This window comes from Agarivorans sp. B2Z047, assembly GCF_023373605.1.
Classification (GTDB): domain Bacteria; phylum Pseudomonadota; class Gammaproteobacteria; order Enterobacterales; family Celerinatantimonadaceae; genus Agarivorans; species Agarivorans albus.
The window spans coordinates 1,882,995-1,900,131 of sequence record NZ_CP088080.1; the positions used below are offsets into that span (position 1 = coordinate 1,882,995).

Here is a 17,137-nt window from a genome sequence, read left to right on the forward strand (position 1 = left end):
AAGTGATAGAACAAGGCTGAGTATTACTCAGCCTTGATAAGAATCTGCATTAAGCTTGAGTTAATGCAACTGCATCTTGTGCGATTACCATTTCTTCGTTAGTTGGAATAACTAAGATTGGGCGACTTGAGCTAGTGCCAATATTACCTGAATTACCAAAACGTGCATCCAAGTTTGCTTGCTCGTCTAAGCTAAAGCCTAACAGGGCTAGTTTTTCGATAGTAAGCTTACGCACTAGCGCTGAGTTCTCACCAATACCGCCAGTAAATACTAAGGCGTCTAGTTTACCGTCCATTGAGGCAGCGTAAGACATAATGCTTTTCGCTAAGCGGTAAGTGAATACGCTCATCGCGCGAATGGCTGGTTCTTTACCTTCGCCATAACCTTCTTCGGTGTAGCGACAATCACTGCTTGCTTCAGTTAGACCCATTAATCCAGACTGCTTGTGCAGCATGTTGTTAACTTCTTTTAGGGTGTAACCTTCACGATCAACAAGGTGGAAGATAATGGCTGGGTCAATGTCGCCGCTGCGAGTACCCATTACCAAGCCTTCTAACGGAGTTAAGCCCATGCTGGTATCAAAGCTCTTACCGTTTTTAACTGCACAAATTGATGCGCCATTACCTAGGTGAGCGGTAATAACGTTAGTTTGTTCGATCGGCTGTTCTAACATTGCTGCAGCTTCACGCGATACGAATAGGTGGCTGGTACCGTGCATGCCATAACGGCGGATACCTTTTTCGCGGTATAACTTGTAAGGCAGTGCGTACAAGTAAGAGCTTTCTGGCATAGTTTGGTGGAAAGCTGTATCAAATACTGCAACGTGTGGGCGCTTAGGGAAACAAGCTTGTGCTGCGCGAATACCAATTAGAGCCGCTGGGTTATGCAATGGTGCAAGTCCAGAGCATTCTTCGATACCTTCTACAACCGCTTCATCGATGATAGCTGATTTGGTGAATTTCTCTCCACCATGAACAACGCGGTGACCAATAGCAACAATGTCGTTTAGGATTTCAGGGTTAGCTTCTAGAATATTTTTTACGATGAATTCGATGGCTTCACGGTGAGCTGCGTAAGCACCTAGGCTTGATTCGTTTTTCTCACCTTGCGCTTTCCATTTAAGGCGCGCATCTTCTAAATTAAAACATTCCGCTAAACCAGAAATAATCTCTTCGCCACTTAACGCATTAAGAACTGCAAATTTAAGTGAAGAGCTACCACAGTTAAGAACGAGTACCAGCTTGTTGCTCATTTATAGACACCTGTTGTTGAATTTGTTCAATTATAGACAGTGAAAGAAAAAACGTCGGGCATTGCGAGACACGTTTTTTGTTTCAGATTTTCAGTCTCTGACTAAGGCAAATTAGATTTGACCTAGTGCCTTGGTCTCAATCAAGCTACACTTAACAAATAAGCTGATTTATATGAAACCGTTTGCCGGACCAATGATAACCGAAAGCAAATTTTATTCATATATGTCATACTAATAACTAGCCAAAAATGTAAAAAAATCACTAGTTTATTGGTTTAAGTCAATTTTGAGTGTTGAGGTGCCCATGGGCAAATTCTCTGAAATGTTAAATGATGGTCGTGAATACATGAAACGCTGGCCTAATCAGCGTGTACTGGCCCCTATCTTTCCTGAGAATCGCGTTATTTTTGCTACTTCACTGGCGATGAAAACCATGCCTGCGATTGCAGTGGTTACGGTAATGATGCCGTACATGGCTAATTTGACTGAAATATTACCACAATCAGTAATGATGGCGATGGTGATATTTTTAATGCCTTTGCACGGATTATATTGGCTAGGTAAACGTGCTAACTCACAATTGCCGCCGAGCCTGGCGACCTGGTATCGTGACTTGCATCACAAGTTAGCCGAGGCGGGTGAAAGTATTGCACCGGCTGTTACTCAGCCCCGTTATGCAGAATTAGCAGATTTACTGCGAAAAGCCTTTAAACGCTTTGATAAAAGCTTTGTGTTAGCCGACGACTTTAACAATTATTCCTAGTCTTTATTTGTAATACAATTAATCGAGCTTATTGAGCAAGATCGCTAGTGTATTTTGTTCTTGTTCAGTTGGTTTTTTGTCGCTAATTTCAGAGCCTATTTCCTTTGTATGTTTTTTCTTCCTTGATTGTGTTTTTATATTCATTCCTCTCGTTCATTTCCTCCCTAAATCCCGTTAGCTAGCTATACAACAATATCAACAACTTACGTATATCGCTAAACACCAAGAAACCGCCTTTTGGACATATCATTAGTCGCTATTTGTAAATATTTATTCAGCTGTCGAATTATTTAATCTAGCTCCCATCTCTTGCGTTAAGTTAACAAATTATATTGATGTTTTTGTCATTTTCGCTTTAGGTGAATCTAGGTGCTGCTTAGGCTAATCAACATTCGCTTTATTACTTGTTAATGTTTTTAACATTGTATGACATATCAATAAATACTGATGAGGCTGGCCAATAAGCAGAGGGTAACTAAAACTACAATAGCGGAGCGCTATAATAATGAAAGCCAAATTCGTCGGTGCTTTTTCTCAATTAATCACACTTATTGGTGCACTATTAGTGTCTAATAACGTGATTGCGGAACCAGCACCAGCTAGTCCTTCAGTCGAACCACCTGCTGGATACAAGTGGGAAATGGTAGAGGCATTAACAGATAACTTTAATGGAAACACCTTGGACTCTAATAAGTGGTATGACTATCATCCAGTTTGGTCTGGCCGATATCCTTCAAGGTTTAAAAAGGGGAATGCCTTTGTGCAAGACGGCGTGTTGTTTTTACGCAGCACTAGTCAAATAGATACCCCATTAGCCGATCCTGAATCTAGGGTTTGGGTTGATGCGGCAGCGGTGGTATCAAAAGAGAAATTGGCCGAGCCTGGTTGGTACTATGAAACCTCTATGAAAGCTTCTGACACAGCAATGAGTTCGTCATTTTGGTTTCGTATAGGTAAATACTCAGAAATTGATGTGATTGAACATATTGGTCGTGCAACCAAAGGAAATGTTGATGCGACTAAATCCTTTTTATATGAAGCTAATACCCACGTTTATGGTGAGCAATCTGGCGCTTCTATTCCAGAGTCTTACAAAATGGCTACTCGAGGTAGAGATGAGTTCCATCGCTATGGCTTATGGTGGAAAGACGCTAATAATCTTTGGTTCTACCATAACGGGGTAAAAGTGTTTGAGATCCAGCCATCGGTGGCTTTTAAAGAAAAGCTACACATGATTTTTGATACTGAAACGCTAGCGTCTCAATGGGTGGGCTACCCAACAATTGAATCGCTTAAAGATGATTCTCGTAATGCGATGAAAGTTGATTGGGTTAAAACATGGAAGTTGGTACCTGGGGAACCAGAGCCGCCAGTCTCTGCTGAGCATTCGATTCCCGGGAAAATAGAAGCTGAGCTGTTTTCTAACCAAAGTGGAATTCAAGTCGAGTCTACTTTAGACAGTGGCGGTGGTGACAATATTGGATATATCGAAAATGGTGATGTTGCCGAATATAAAGTTAATGTTGCCCAAGCTGGGAAGTATAAGCTTAGTTTTCGAGTTGCTTCGGCGACCAACGGTGGCAACTTAGTGATTAAAACCAACAGTTCCACATTAGCTTCACTGGCAGTGCCGGGCACTGGGGCTTGGCAAAACTGGCAAACCATTGAGCAGGAAGTGACTTTAGCCAAGGGAGTGCAAACGCTGTCTTTAGATTTCACTGGAGGAAGCGGCTACTTATTTAATCTAAATTGGCTAAGCGCAGAGTTACTCGAGAGCAATACTGGAACAGCCTACAAAACGCATGCTATTCCCGGCCTTATTCAAGCCGAAAGTTATGACAACGGCGGCGAAGGGGTAGGGTACTCTGATAGCAATACCAGTAATTTGGGTGGCCAATACCGTAATGACGGTGTTGATATTGGCAATGCTGCAGATATTGGTGGCGGGCAATTTGTTGGTTGGGTAGAAGCTGGAGAGTGGCTGCAATACACCATTAGCAATGTTACTCAAGGCCATTACGATGTAAACCTTAGGCTTGCCGCAGCCGGTACAAGCGATAAATCGGTTAGCCTAAACATAGACGGCAACACCTTAGGTAGTGTGAACTTTAAAGCTACCGACGGTTGGCAGAATTGGCAAACGCAAACCTTGAAGAATGTATATATTTCTGGGGAATCAAATCAGCAGCTACGAGTACACATGGAAACGGGGGCGCTTAACCTTAATTGGATTGAGTTTGTGCCGGTAACTAACGTGAGTGTTGATCAGTGTAATAACACTCAACAGTGTCGAAACGAATTTGGCAGTCAGGCAACCGATTGTTTAAACAGCCAGTCGGCAACAAGCATATGCATGTGTGGCACAAGCCAGTGTTTGTAGTGTAGGTTATTGCACCCATCTGGCTTGTCACTCGGGTGGGTGCTTTAGTTTATACCGATGTTATTGCTGTTGATAAACTTGCAGCACAAATTCAAAATTCATTTCGAAATCATCCTGCGATTTAAGGTGCTGTTCTAACTCTTTATTTTTCTTCCATGCGAAGGGAGTCATCATGCACAGAGCGTTCATATCTGGACGGTTTAAGTTAGCTAGCTGCGCAATTTTTTGTTGTTCTAACAATTGCCATCCGGGCATGTCTTCTGCTTGTTCTGAGTGAGCTTGTAGGTCTTTGTATAACAGCGTGCGTAGCTTAGACAAGTGCATCGCGCCTGGGACTACTTTTAGTAGGTAAGCCTTGGGCTTACTGATACGCAATAGCTCTTGATTGTCACTGGGGGCAAACACTCTTACGGTAAAGTCGATGCTGTTATTAGCAATAGGAAGTCGATGGTTACTCGCCACAAAAAACTGTGCTTGCTTGCAGCGTTTGGCTGCCATGCGAATACCATCTTTTGCTATATCAATACCGATAACACTGTTGGCATTACTTTGTTGTTTGCTAATGGTTTGCGTGTAATAGCCTTCTCCGCAGCCTAAATCCACAATGTTTTGGGCAGAATACTGGCTAAGTATTTTATTGATGGCTGTTGCCAAAAACGCAAAGTGCCCTTGATTAAGAAAGTGCTGCCTAGCCTGCAGCATGGCTTTACTATCTCCTGGCTGTTTAGAGTGTTTATGCTGAACTGCCAGTAAATTGGTATAACCTTCTTTAGCTTGATCAAAACAATGGCCCTTATCACAGGACCATTGTTTATTTTGAAGGCTCAACGCGCTTTGACATATAGGGCAAATAATCATGTATAGCTTATTCTCGAGAGGCTATTAGTAAATCACTTTATCGTGATACTGCTTTAAGATGCCGCTAATGGTTTCCATGGTGTCTTTGCTAGGTGGTTTAACGCCAGCAAGTGGGTAATCTTCGCCCATGGCCGTCCATTTGTGCTTGCCTAACTCGTGATAGGGTAATAATTCAATTTTTTCTACATTATCAAAAGGCGCTAAAAATTCACCTAAGTCATGTGCTGATTGTTCGTCGTCGGTAAAGCCAGGAACAACAACATAACGTATCCAGGTTTTTTGACCTACCTTGTGCAAGTAGCGAGCAAAATCTAAGGTACGTTTATTACTTACGCCCACCAAATCTTGGTGCACATCATCATGTATTTGTTTAATGTCGAGCATCACTAAGTCTGACACTTCCAGCAGCTCGTCAATGACCTCGGTATGTTTACGCACATAACCGTTGGTATCTAAGCAGGTATGAATACCTTGAGCCTGACATTCTCGAAATAGGTCTCGCACAAACTCAGCTTGAAGTATCGCTTCTCCACCACTGGCTGTTACACCGCCTCCACTGGCATTCATAAAACGTCTATAAGGGGTAAGGTCACTCATTAGCTCACTAACGCTAACTTCTTTACCGTCGTGTAAATCCCAAGTATCGCGGTTGTGGCAGTATTGGCAACGCATTAAGCAACCTTGCATAAATACAATAAACCGGATCCCTGGTCCATCAACGGTTCCGCAAGACTCAGTAGAGTGAATTCGCCCAATCTTTGACATTTGTTTCTCCAAAAAAAAACCTTGCCCAAAAACTTGGGCAAGGTTAATTATAACCGTAGTCTCTGCTAAGCAGAACTACTTAACGTTCAATTACATACTTTGTGTGAAAGTACGAGTGATTACGTCTTGTTGTTGCTCTGGCGTTAGCGAGTTAAAGCGCACTGCGTAACCAGATACACGGATGGTAAGCTGAGGGTATTTCTCAGGATTTTCCATCGCATCAACTAACATTTCACGGTTCATCACGTTAACGTTCAAGTGTTGACCACCTTCTACGTCAGCGTTGTGGTAGAAGTAACCGTCCATTAAGCCAGCTAAGTTAGACTTCTGAGTATCGTCATCTTTACCTAGTGCGTTTGGCACGATAGAGAAAGTGTAAGAGATACCGTCTTGTGCGTTAGCAAATGGTAGTTTAGCTACTGATGTTAAAGACGCTACCGCACCTTTTTCATCACGGCCGTGCATTGGGTTAGCACCAGGAGCAAAAGGAGCACCTGCTTTACGACCGTCTGGAGTAGTACCTGTTTTCTTACCGTATACAACGTTAGAAGTAATGGTAAGAACTGACTGAGTAGGGATCGCGTTACGGTAAGTTTTAAGCTTACGGATCTTAGTCATAAAGCGGTTTACTAGGTCAACGGCAATATCATCTACGCTGTCGTCGTTGTTACCAAATTTAGGGTAATCACCTTCAATTTCAAAGTCCGTAGCAATACCGTCTTCGTCACGAATAGGCTTAACTTTAGCAAATTTGATAGCAGATAATGAGTCAGCAGCAACTGATAGACCAGCAATACCACAAGCCATAGTACGGCGAACGTCACGATCGTGAAGTGCCATTAATGAAGCTTCGTAGCTGTACTTATCGTGCATGTAGTGAATACAGTTAAGTGCGGTCACGTATTGCTCTGCTAGCCAATCCATAAAGGTGTCTAGGCGACCCATTACGTCGTCAAAGCTTAGAACTTCGTCAGTGATCTTGTCAGAAACAGGACCTACTTGGATCTTAAGCTTCTCATCCATACCACCGTTAATTGCGTAAAGCAGTGTTTTAGCTAAGTTAGCGCGAGCACCGAAGAACTGCATGTGCTTACCAACAACCATTGGTGATACACAACAAGCAATTGCGTAGTCATCGTTGTCAAAGTCGGTACGCATTAGGTCATCGTTTTCATACTGGATAGATGAAGTATCGATAGATACCTTGGCACAGTATTTCTTGAAGTTAATAGGTAGTTGCTCAGACCATAGAACAGTAATGTTCGGCTCTGGAGAAGGACCCATTGTGTATAGCGTGTTCAAGAAACGGAAAGCTGTACGGCTTACTAGCGTACGACCGTCAGTACCCATACCACCGATAGACTCAGTTGCCCAGATTGGGTCACCAGAGAACAAATCATCGTATTCAGGCGTACGTAGGAAACGAACCATACGTAGCTTCATTACTAAGTGGTCTACTAATTCTTGCGCTTCGCTTTCTGTTAGTGTGCCAGCAGCGATATCACGCTCAATGTACACGTCTAAGAAAGTAGTAGTACGACCAAACGACATTGCAGCGCCGTTTTGTGATTTAACCGCAGCTAGGTAGCCGAAGTAAGTCCACTGTACAGCTTCTTTTGCGTTTTCTGCTGGGCGAGAAATATCACAGCCGTATTTAGCTGCCATTTCTTTAATTTGGCCTAGTGCACGGTGCTGTTCGCTGATTTCTTCGCGAAGCTGCATAGTAGAAGCTAGGTCAGAACCGTTTACAAAGTCACCTTCCAAAGAACGGTGTTGCTTAACTTTGTCAGCCATTAAGAAGTCGATACCGTAAAGTGCTACGCGACGGTAGTCACCAATAATACGGCCACGGCCGTAAGCATCTGGCAAACCAGTTAGTACACCTGACTTACGACACTTCATGATAGCGCCAGTGTAAACGTCAAATACACCTTGGTTATGGGTTTTACGGTAGTCAGTGTAAATCTTGCTTACCATTGGATCTAATTCGCGATCGTAAGCTTTACAAGAACCTTCAATCATACGAATACCGCCGTTAGGGATAATCGCACGTTTTAGTGGCGCTTCAGTTTGCAGGCCAACAATTTGCTCTAGATCTTGGTTGATGTAACCAGCGTCGTGAGCAGTAATGGTTGAGATTACTGAAGTATCGAAGTCTACCGGCGCGTGAGTGCGGTTTTCTTCTTTAATGCCTTCCATAACTTTGTCCCAAAGCTTATCCGTAGCTTCGGTTGCTCCAGCTAGAAAGCTCTCATCGCCTTCATATGGAGTGTAGTTAGTTTGAATAAAGTCACGAACGTTAACTTCATTTTGCCATTCGCCGGTTTTAAAACCTGACCAGGCACTAGCAAAAACATCGTTCTTCTCTGCCATTTCTTGTCCCACCTATAAGTTGGTATACAAATAAATATTCTATGGTTTATCAGATAGCTAAAGAGCCACTATCTTAAGCCCTTGGAACAAGTATAGTGCTAGTTCCAAGGGGTAAAAATTAAAATTACAACAGTGCTGGAATTCCGTATTTACCTTCCAGCATACCTACAGCCATCATGGCTACAAAACAAATCAATAATACGGTAGCAGGGATAATAATGCGGTCTGCAAAAGACAGCTTCTTCGGACGTTCTTTATCACCAATTAAGCCATTGTTATCTAACAACATAGTTAGTGCCCAAGCTAACACTGGGTTAGTTACCGCTGCAGCAAAGATACAGATACCAGCAGATTGTGAATCTTTAGTGTCTTTAATCATTTGCATGCCTGCTTCTAGTAACGGCAAGAACACACCTACTAGTAGAGCAATCTTCATTACTGGAGGCCAAACCGCAACGTCCATTGGGAAGCCTAAAATTGCAATAATGATACATAGTGAACCAAGCAAGATTGCACCGCCAGGAATTGGGCGTTTAGCAATAGCGGCTGGAATCATGTAAGTACCCCAGCTAGAAGTAATGTTACCACCACCCACAGCTGTACCTACAATCTGGCGAACCGAACAAGTAGTCATGGTGTCATCAACATCCATTAATACTTTGTCTGTACCGCGTGGGTAGTTCAGTTCTTGGAAAATACGGTGACCTAGGAAGTCTGGTGACCACATCGCTACAGCTAAAATTGCAAACGGTAGTGAAGCAATAAAGTGTTCCATGTTAGGTAAACCTAACTGCCAACCTTGCTCAGTAGAGCCCCACCAGTAAACTGGGTTTAGGTTAGGTAGGCCCATTTCGGTTTTAAAAGTAAGGTCAAAACCAGCGCCAAATGCTAAGGCAATTGCTAGACCCATAACCGCACAGGCTGGAATCGCTAACCAGCGTTTACCGATTTTTGCTAAGAATGCATACAATACAATGGTAGCGGCTAAAACAACTAAGCCTACATAGCCCATCTCGCCTGCAGCAATACCTGCATCAACAGATTCAAGACCTTTAGACCAAGATTGAATGTCACCAATCATTGACATGGTGCCGCCAAAGCCAAGGAACACCAGCAAGCCGCCAGCAACACCTTCACTGGTTAAGTTCACCAGTTTAGAGCCACCTTTAAAGAAGCTAAGAAGTAAACCAAACACACCAAGTAAGATTGCTAATGCAAGCGGGTGAGCACCTGCTAAAGCGATGGCGCCAATCAATGGAATCATTGGACCATGGTTACCTGCAAGGTTAGCGCGCGGGTTAAATATTCCCGAAGCTAAAACACAGAAAAGTAACGCAGGGATAAGCATTTCTACTCGAGCTACCTCAATAGCAAACTCGGTACCTAGATTAATGTGGTCCCAACGTTCGGTTAGGCCATCTGCCCATGCCATCATTACTGCAGAGTACATTGCAATAATGCCAATAGTACCGGCAATGGCTGGCACCAAATCTTCCCATTCAAAGCGGAAGTCACGACCTGGAAAATTTAAGCCCCAGCGACGAGGCTTCATGATTTTTAGTTCGTGGTCTAAGTAGTCGGAACGAGTTTCAAACTCAGAAGCAGGGCGGTGTGCTTCTGAATAGCTCAGTTCTTCGTCTTGAGACTGGTGGTTGTTACTAGACATAGTTTCCTCAAAAAACAAATATAAAAACCGGTAAATCGCAGGTGCTTATTAGGTGTTACTAAGCCTGAGATCCTTCTCACTCGCGATAATCGTCTCAATGGGACGAACAACATATAAGGATAGTGAGTATAAAACGTGAATTAACAGTATGCAGCTAAAGTTAGAAAGTGTTGTGATTAACTGTATTAAAGAAATATGAAAGAAACACAAAATTCGGCAATTTTGAATATTGTTGTTAGTAATACTTAGGCCGCTTGTTTTGTAGTTCTTAACCACAACTTCTACCTGCTACTTTTGATAGCAAAATTGTATCAAAGTAAGCAAGATTCGGAATTTGATCTGTGTCAAAAAAGCCCATGATTTGTGTAATTTTACTACTTATTTGTGGGGTAAAGCGAAACATAGTCGAAGTTATGGGCTTTATTCTGTAATTTACTTACTAAAATAGTGGACTTAGTAATGAGAGCTGGCTCACTTATTTATGCTTAATCTTTGAGTGCTATTTTACAATTACGTAACAGCAAATGCGGCGCTAACCGCAAACTGAACTAAAAGGCCTATTATTGATGTATATCGAGCTAAAATTCTAAAACTGAAATTAAATTCGTTGCGCGGGCGTTATATAGCGTATCTATGCAGACTGGTTGAATATAAAGATGCTAATAAAATCGCTTAATAGGGTGTTTTGTAATCATAAGAGCGCCAATTGCCCCATGAAATGTTGAGTTTTGTCTTTCGCGATGATACTTTTCGTTGGGTTGAACGTGTAACAAATTATTTAACAATAACTACGCGCCTTAGGAAACAAGGCTGGTTGCTTAGGCAGTCATTAACAAGGTAAACATAAAATATGAGTGATGTGGCTGCACTAGAAGCATCAAATATCCACAAGGTGTTTGGCGATAACGAAGTACTTAAAGGTATTGACCTTACCGCAAACAAAGGCGATGTGATTTCTATCATCGGTTCTTCTGGTTCTGGCAAAAGCACTTTTTTACGCTGCATGAATCTACTTGAGATCCCAACTCAAGGCGATATCGCACTTCACAGTGAAAAAATTGGCTTTAAGCACCTACGCAATGGTGAGCGTTTACCCTCTGACAATAAGCAAGTTGAACGAATTCGCTCTAAACTCTCGATGGTGTTTCAAGGCTTTAATCTCTGGTCACACATGACCGTATTAGAAAACATCATTGAAGCGCCGGTTCATGTATTGGGCATCCCCAAGAAAGAAGCTATCGAGCAAGCTGAAGGCCTGTTGGAGCGCGTAGGTTTGCACGACCGAAAAGATTACTACCCAGCCCATATGTCGGGTGGACAGCAGCAACGTGCTGCAATTGCCCGCGCCTTGGCAATGAACCCTGAAGTGATGTTATTTGATGAGCCAACTTCCGCACTTGACCCTGAATTGGTGGGTGAAGTGCTTAAAGTAATGCGTAGTTTGGCTGAAGAGGGGCGCACGATGTTGGTTGTGACTCACGAAATGGCCTTTGCGCGTGACGTATCCAATCAGGTGTTATTCCTTCATCAAGGCATAGTGGAAGAGCGTGGTTCCCCACAAAAAGTATTCGAAAATCCAGATTCTGAGCGCATGAAACAATTTCTAGCCCCAAAATACTAAAATTATAACTATGGAAGACAAGCGTTAACTCGCTTAAAGCAAACAACACGGAGTAAAAAATGAAAAAAACATTAGTCGCGATGATTGGTGCAATTGCACTAAGTACTACAGCAGTTGAAGCAAAAGACTGGGAAGTCGTTCGTTTGGCAGTAGATGTGCCTTACGAACCGTTTGAGTACAAAGCTCCTGATGGCTCACTAACCGGTTTTGAAATTGACCTAGGTAACGCGGTTTGTGAAGAAATGAAAGTTAAGTGTGAGTGGGTAATTCAAGCATGGGATGGCATCATTCCTGGCCTACTAGCACGTAAGTACGATGCGATTTTCTCTTCTATGTCTATTAACGAAGACCGTGCGAAAAAGGTATTGTTCTCAGAACCTTACTACAACACACCTACCGGTTTCTTTGGCCCTAAAGCAAGCGAAGTTGACCCAGCTAAACCAGAAACCTTAAAAGGCCTACGTGTTGGTGTTCAGCGCGGTACTATTCAAGATACTTACGCAACAGACAACTACTCAAAAGTAGCTGATATTAAACGTTACACTACTGGTGATGATCTAGTGGTTGATCTACACGGTGGCCGTTTAGACGTTGTAGTTATCGATTTCCCTGTAGGCGTTAGCACGATTATTGAAGTTGAGAAAGGCGCAGACTTTAAAGTGTTAGGCGACAACGTACAGCTAGGTGAAGGTGTAGGTGTTGCTGCTCGTAAGCGCGATGGCGAACTAATTGAAGTGTTCAACAAAGCCTTAGCTACCGTTAAAACTAACGGTGTATACGACAAAATCAACGAAAAATACTTCGATTACAGTATTAAAAAGTAAGCCTTGCACTACCATTAACCCGAGCCCAGCTCGGGTTAACTTTCTAAGAGACTCATTATGTTAGATCTTCATGGTTACGGCCCTTCAATATTTATGGGGGCGATTGTCACTATCGAGGTTGCCTTCTTATCATTGGCTGTAGCGCTAATTTTAGGCATGTTGGCAGCGGTGGCGCGTTTATCAAAAAACCGTATTGCTAATGGCGTTGCCGTGGTTTACACCACCGTTATTCGCGGTGTGCCCGACTTAGTGTTAATGCTGCTTATTTTCTTTGGCGCTCAAATCATGATGAATGTGTTTTCTGATTGGTTATACGACAACTTTGACATCGATTATTACATCAATATCAATGAGTTTGTGGCGGGTGTAACCACCATTGGATTTATTTTTGGTGCCTACATGGCGGAAACCTTTCGCGGTGCTTTTCTCGCTGTAGATAACGGCCAAATTGAAGCAGGCAAAGCTTATGGTATGAGTAGCTTGCAGGTATTTCGTCGTATTACGGTACCGCAAATGATGCGTCACGCTATTCCGGGCATTGGAAATAATTGGTTGGTATTAGTGAAAACGACAGCGCTGGTTTCGGTAATTGGTCTAGCGGATATGGTACGCCTAGCCAAAGAAGCTGCAGGCGCGGTACACGAACCATTTTTGTTCTTTATTCCAGTGGCCTTTGTATACCTTGCACTTACTAGTGTTTCTGAAATTTTCCTAAAACGATTAGAAATTCGTTTTAGTGCTGGTACGGTGAGGTAAGCGCTTAATTATGTATGAAACTATCGAGAACTTACTCGCCAACAACGACATTTTTACTTTAACCACCGTGTTAGGGTACTGGGACGGTTTAGTGATGACCGTTCAATTGGTATTTTTGTCGCTAATATTAGGTCTAATTCTGGCAATTCCCCTTGCCATTATGCGTGCCTCCGACAACTTTTTAATTAGCCGCAGTGTTTGGGTATTTACCTACGTATTTCGTGGTACTCCCTTACTGATTCAGCTATACATCATCTACTATGGCGTGACCTATATTGAGGGTATTCAAGATTCAATGTTTTGGCCGATAGTGCGAGAAGCGTTTTATCCTTGTTTATTGGCCTTTGTATTGAACACCGCGGCATATACCACCGAGATTTTCCGAGGTGCGATTGTTGCAACGCCACGTGGTGAGATAGAAGCTGCCAAAGCTTACGGTATGTCTAATGGTAAGGCGATGCGCAGGATTATTTTGCCAAGTGCGCTTCGCCGAGCATTGCCCGCTTATAGCAACGAAGTAATTTTTATGCTGCATGCTAGTTCGATTGCGAGTGTGGTAACAATTATTGACCTTACCGGTGCTGCTCGTGATGTATATGCTAAATACTACGCACCCTTTGAAGCCTTTACCTTTGCAGCGCTTATCTACTTATTGGTGACCTTTTTGCTGGTATATGGCTTTAAGCATTGGGAAAAACGCTGGCATCGCCACTTACGGCCGCTAAGTTAAGTTTTACAAAGGGGCCTAGGCCCCTTTTTTGTTTGGGATTAAGAAGATAGCTATGCTCACTTTACTTAAAAATGCACAGGTGTACGCACCAGAAGCCCTAGGCTTAATGGATGTTTTGTTGGCTAATGGTAGCATTTTGCAGCTTGCACCGAATATTGAGCTTAAGGCCAGTCATGGCTTAGTAGACAGTATTGATTTATCAGGCAGCATCCTAGCCCCTGGTTTTGTTGATGCCTTAGTCCACTTTACCGGCGGCGGTGGTGAAGGGGGCTTTGCTTATCGAACTGCAGAGCTTAGTTTTGAAGATGCTGCACCCACTGGTGTCACTAGTTTAGTAGGCGCATTAGGTACCGACAGTGTTACTCGCACTCCGGCGCAAGTATTAGGTAAAGCACGAGAATTAAGCGCCATGGGTTTAAGTTGCTATTGCTACACCGGCTCCTATCATCTGCCGGTTAAAACCATCACCGGAAGCATCGAGCAAGACATTGTACTAATTCCTGAGATGATAGGTGTAGGTGAGCTAGCTATTGCTGATCATCGAGCCAGTCAGGCCTCGGTACAGGCTTTTAGCGAAGTGGTCGCCGAGGCGCGCGTAGCGGGCTTATTGGCGGGTAAAAAGGGTATTAGCTTTTTTCACGTTGGTGATGGGAAAGGAAAATTAAATCTACTGCGAGAGATTGTTAAGCAATCTGATTTATCAATCACCCAGCTCTATCCTACCCATTGTAATCGTAATCAGGCCTTGTTTAACGACGCCTTAGCGTTTTTGAGTGAGGGCGGTGCTATCGATTTCACCACTAGCACTATTCCGCAGTTTATCGAAGAAGGCGAGGTAAGCTGCCCTCAAGCGCTTAAAACCATTATTGATAAGGGCTTAGATTGGCAACGAGTGAGCTTTAGCTCAGATGCTAACGCAAGTTTACCGCTGTTTGATGATGCTGGTGAGTTAGTGGGGATGCAAGCGGGAAAACTAGAGAGTTTATATCTGGCTGCTAAAGAAGCTGTTCAGTCTTATCAAGTGCCTTTAGATATTGCGCTGTCGGTGATTAGTCGTAACCCCGCTAAGATTTTGGGCTTAAAAAATAAAGGTCAATTAGCAGTAGGCTTTGACGCCGATTTAGTAGTTCTTGACCAGCAATCTTTAGCGATCAAGCAAGTGTTTGCCAAAGGCCAAAGTATTTGGGCTGATTAGAATTTGCTGGAGCCACTGGCTGAGGGCTGCTCGTTTTTAGACCTTGGCTAAGGCATAATAGCGGCACTTGGTTTTTACTAGAAGTAGCCCTATGAGCTTTAAAGGATTCACAACACAGCTGGTTCACTGCGACCGTTTAGCTGGTGTAGAGGAAGGCGCTGTTCACGCGCTAATTCATAACTCGGTACCTTATGGATACGCTGCCACTCAAGACTTGGTGGATGTATTTCAAGGCAAGCAAGTTGGCCATGCTTATGCGCGCCAATCAACTCCGACTCTCGATTACTTACAACGCAAAGTAGCCATGCTTGATGAAAGTGTTGCCAGCTTAGTATTTGGTACCGGTATGGCAGCCATTGGTACGGTGTTTTTAACCTTGCTAAAGGCTGGCGACCACATTGTAGCGAGTCGCTTTTTATTTGGTAACACCAGCAGCATATTTGGCACGCTAAAAGGTTATGGCATTGAGGTGACCTTAGTGGATGCCACAAGCTGTGACGCAGTAGAGCAGGCTTGCCAAGCCAACACCAAAATGGTGTTTGTTGAAACCATTGCTAATCCAGCCACCCAGATAGTTGATTTAGCGGGGATTGGAAAGTTATGTGAGCAACGAGGTTTGGTTTACGTAGTGGATAATACCTTAACCTCTTCTTACCTTTTTCAGCCTAAGTCTGTAGGCGCGAGCTTAATCATTACCTCTTTATCAAAGTATGTTGGCGGCCATGGTAATGCCTTGGGTGGCTCGGTAAGTGATACAGGCTTATTTGATTGGAGTGCTTACCCCAATATTTTTGAAGGTTATCGCAGTGGCGATCCTAAGATGTGGGGCATTAACCAAATTAAGAAAAAAGGCCTGCGAGACTTTGGAGGCGCTTTGAGCTCGCAAGCTGCGCATTTATTGTCGGTAGGGGCAGAGACCATGGCCCTGCGTATGGAACGCCAATGTGCTAATGCCTTGGCCTTAGCCAAGATGTTAGATGAGCACCCTAAAGTGGCTAAGGTGTATTACCCAGGCTTGGCTTCTCACCCTCAGCATCAACGAGCCAGTGAACTGTTTAAGCACTATGGCGCTTTGGTGAGCTTTGATTTAGTTGATGGGATCAACAGCACAGAGTTTTTGGATAAAACCAATATCGTAATTAACGCGACCCATTTAGGGGATAACCGAACTTTGGCCTTGCCTGTTGCCCAAACCATTTACTTTGAAATGGGCTTAGAGGCACGTCAAGCCTCGGGAATCAGTGAAACAATGATCCGCTGCTCAATTGGTATTGAAGATACTGAAGATTTACTCAAGGACTTTGAACAAGCGTTAGCCAGTTCTTAGTAAAGAAAGCAGATACAAAAAAGCCTTGGTCACGCCAAGGCTTTTTACATTTACCTGAAGTATCCGATAAGTTTACTTACTATCTATTGATAGCAACTCCACTTCAAAAATTAAGGTAGAGCCAGCTGGAATTGATGACACACTGCGGTCGCCATAAGCTAATTGGCTTGGAATAAAGAAACGGAATTTCTCGCCCACACTCATATATTGTAAGCCTTCGGTCCAGCCTGCGATAACTTGCCCTAGCGGGAATTGAGCAGGGCGTTGACGTTCTACCGAACTATCAAACACTAAGCCGCTTAACAGTGTTCCATGGTAATGAACGGTTACTGTGCTGTTTGCAGAAGGTTTCTCGGCGCCTTCTACAACATCTTCAAGGATTAGGTACTGCAATCCAGATTCTGTGGTTATCACACCGTCTTTTTTAGCGTTTTCAGCGAGAAAGTCGTGGCCTAACTGACGGTTTTGTTTAACCGCTTTGGCGTTATTATTGGCGCGGAGAATAAATACAATCACAAAAATAGCGAGTAGAGCGAGAACCACAAATTTCAAAGTCGATTCCTTACTAGGGTGTTGAGTAAAAGATAAATGTTAATCTAACTTTACGAAAGTGCTAGTTAAAAAGCA

Annotated in this window: 14 protein-coding genes; 8 read left to right on the plus strand and 6 right to left on the minus strand. The window is 43.3% G+C overall.

The window, feature by feature from the left end:
* Nucleotides 1–49: 49 nt before the first annotated feature.
* Nucleotides 50–1,252 carry an acetate kinase gene (locus LQZ07_RS08680; protein ID WP_016403694.1) on the minus strand — a complete coding sequence of 401 codons (1,203 nt, stop codon included), beginning with the start codon at nt 1,250–1,252 and terminating at the stop codon, nt 50–52.
* A 304-nt stretch (nt 1,253–1,556) separates the two neighbouring features.
* Between LQZ07_RS08680 and yfbV the strand changes: the two genes are divergently transcribed.
* Both yfbV and LQZ07_RS08690 read left to right on the plus strand, forming a co-directional pair.
* The gene (yfbV, locus tag LQZ07_RS08685; RefSeq protein WP_152779581.1) at nt 1,557–2,015 is read left to right on the plus strand and encodes a terminus macrodomain insulation protein YfbV; all 459 of its coding nucleotides are present in this window, start codon (nt 1,557–1,559) and stop codon (nt 2,013–2,015) included.
* A 505-nt stretch (nt 2,016–2,520) separates the two neighbouring features.
* Nucleotides 2,521–4,395 carry a carbohydrate-binding protein gene (locus tag LQZ07_RS08690; RefSeq protein WP_152779579.1) on the plus strand — a complete coding sequence of 625 codons (1,875 nt, stop codon included), beginning with the start codon at nt 2,521–2,523 and terminating at the stop codon, nt 4,393–4,395.
* A gap of 60 nt (nt 4,396–4,455) precedes the next feature.
* On the opposite strand, the gene LQZ07_RS08695 is transcribed toward LQZ07_RS08690, so the two are convergent.
* The 4 genes from LQZ07_RS08695 to LQZ07_RS08710 all read right to left on the minus strand — a co-directional run bounded on the left by LQZ07_RS08695 (nt 4,456) and on the right by LQZ07_RS08710 (nt 10,057).
* The gene (locus LQZ07_RS08695) at nt 4,456–5,253 is read right to left on the minus strand and encodes a putative RNA methyltransferase (RefSeq protein WP_152779577.1); all 798 of its coding nucleotides are present in this window, start codon (nt 5,251–5,253) and stop codon (nt 4,456–4,458) included.
* 24 nt (nt 5,254–5,277) lie between these two features.
* A complete protein-coding gene (pflA, locus tag LQZ07_RS08700; RefSeq protein WP_040307632.1) occupies nt 5,278–6,018 on the minus strand; it encodes a pyruvate formate lyase 1-activating protein in 741 nt (246 codons plus the stop codon).
* A 90-nt stretch (nt 6,019–6,108) separates the two neighbouring features.
* Nucleotides 6,109–8,391 carry a formate C-acetyltransferase gene (pflB, locus tag LQZ07_RS08705; RefSeq protein ID WP_016403701.1) on the minus strand — a complete coding sequence of 761 codons (2,283 nt, stop codon included), beginning with the start codon at nt 8,389–8,391 and terminating at the stop codon, nt 6,109–6,111.
* Between the two features lie 124 nt (nt 8,392–8,515).
* Nucleotides 8,516–10,057, minus strand: a complete 1,542-nt coding sequence (locus LQZ07_RS08710; protein ID WP_152779575.1) for a DUF3360 family protein — start codon at nt 10,055–10,057, stop codon at nt 8,516–8,518.
* 850 nt (nt 10,058–10,907) lie between these two features.
* Here LQZ07_RS08710 and LQZ07_RS08715 point away from each other — a divergent pair.
* From LQZ07_RS08715 to LQZ07_RS08740, 6 genes are all read left to right on the plus strand, one after another.
* Nucleotides 10,908–11,678 (plus strand): ABC transporter ATP-binding protein, encoded by a 771-nt coding sequence (locus tag LQZ07_RS08715; protein WP_016403704.1) that lies wholly within the window; start codon nt 10,908–10,910, stop codon nt 11,676–11,678.
* A gap of 59 nt (nt 11,679–11,737) precedes the next feature.
* Nucleotides 11,738–12,502 (plus strand): transporter substrate-binding domain-containing protein, encoded by a 765-nt coding sequence (locus tag LQZ07_RS08720; RefSeq protein WP_152779573.1) that lies wholly within the window; start codon nt 11,738–11,740, stop codon nt 12,500–12,502.
* A 57-nt stretch (nt 12,503–12,559) separates the two neighbouring features.
* On the plus strand, nt 12,560–13,258 hold the full coding sequence (locus tag LQZ07_RS08725) for an ABC transporter permease (RefSeq protein ID WP_016403706.1): 699 nt from the start codon (nt 12,560–12,562) through the stop codon (nt 13,256–13,258).
* A 10-nt stretch (nt 13,259–13,268) separates the two neighbouring features.
* Nucleotides 13,269–13,988 carry an ABC transporter permease gene (locus LQZ07_RS08730; RefSeq protein WP_152779571.1) on the plus strand — a complete coding sequence of 240 codons (720 nt, stop codon included), beginning with the start codon at nt 13,269–13,271 and terminating at the stop codon, nt 13,986–13,988.
* Between the two features lie 52 nt (nt 13,989–14,040).
* On the plus strand, nt 14,041–15,183 hold the full coding sequence (gene iadA / locus LQZ07_RS08735) for a beta-aspartyl-peptidase (RefSeq protein ID WP_152779570.1): 1,143 nt from the start codon (nt 14,041–14,043) through the stop codon (nt 15,181–15,183).
* Between the two features lie 91 nt (nt 15,184–15,274).
* Nucleotides 15,275–16,510, plus strand: coding sequence for a cystathionine gamma-synthase family protein (locus tag LQZ07_RS08740; RefSeq protein ID WP_152779568.1), 1,236 nt, complete (start codon nt 15,275–15,277; stop codon nt 16,508–16,510).
* Between the two features lie 72 nt (nt 16,511–16,582).
* On the opposite strand, the gene LQZ07_RS08745 is transcribed toward LQZ07_RS08740, so the two are convergent.
* On the minus strand, nt 16,583–17,062 hold the full coding sequence (locus LQZ07_RS08745) for an FKBP-type peptidyl-prolyl cis-trans isomerase (protein ID WP_016403710.1): 480 nt from the start codon (nt 17,060–17,062) through the stop codon (nt 16,583–16,585).
* Between the last annotated feature and the right edge of the window lie 75 nt (nt 17,063–17,137).